This is a genomic window from Streptomyces murinus (assembly GCF_002154555.1).
Classification (GTDB): Bacteria; Actinomycetota; Actinomycetes; order Streptomycetales; family Streptomycetaceae; genus Streptomyces; species Streptomyces murinus.
On record NZ_MUNF01001059.1, the window covers coordinates 1 to 790 of the forward strand.

1 protein-coding gene is annotated in these 790 nt (G+C 76.3%); it reads right to left on the reverse strand.

Translation table 11 applies throughout. From position 1 onward, the window contains the following. Nucleotides 1-16: 16 nt before the first annotated feature. Nucleotides 17-790: Rv2231c family histidinol phosphate aminotransferase CobC (cobC, locus tag CCN72_RS37640; protein WP_086812710.1), on the reverse strand; the 774-nt coding region annotated here is incomplete at its 5' end.

Here is a 790-nt window from a genome sequence, read left to right on the forward strand (position 1 = left end):
GGGCGGGTGGGTTCCGTCAGCTCAGGGCGGTCGCCAGCGCGGTCAGGAAGGCGTCCGTCGTGGGCCGGTCGCGGACGGCGAGGCGTATCCAGTCGGTGCCGAGTCCGGGGAACGTGTCCCCGCGGCGCACGGCGTAGCCGAGGGCGCGCAGTCGCTGTCGTACGGTGGCCGCCTCCGGGACGGCGACCAGGACGAAGGAGCCCTCGGCCGGTCCCGCGACCCGCACCCCGCGGGAGGCGAGCGCGGACAGGCCCGCGACCAGGTGCGCCCGGTCACCGGCGATGCGATGCGCCGCGTGGCCCGCCTCCGCCAGGGCGCGGGGCGACACACATGCCTCGGCGGCGGCCAGCGCCGGAGTGGACACCGGCCACAGCGGCTGGGCCCGCTCCAGCTCGGCGATGATCTCGGGCTCGGCCAGCGCATAGCCGATCCGCAGACCCGCGAGGCCCCAGGTCTTGGTGAGGCTGCGCAGCACCACGAGGCCGGGGACGTCCGTCCGCCCGGCCAGCGCCTCCCGCTCGCCCGGCACCGCGTCCATGAACGCCTCGTCGACCACCAGCACCCGCCCGGGCCGGGCGAGTGCGGCGAGCGCCGAGGCCGGGTGCAGGACCGACGTCGGGTTCGTCGGATTGCCGATCACCACCAGATCGGCCCGCTCCGGCACCAGCGCGGCATCCAGCCGGAAGCCGTCCTCGGGCCGCAGCAGCACCCGCTCCACCGTGTGCCCGGCGTCCCGCAGCGCCGCCTCCGGCTCGGTGAACTGCGGGTGCACCACGACCGGTTGTCGTAC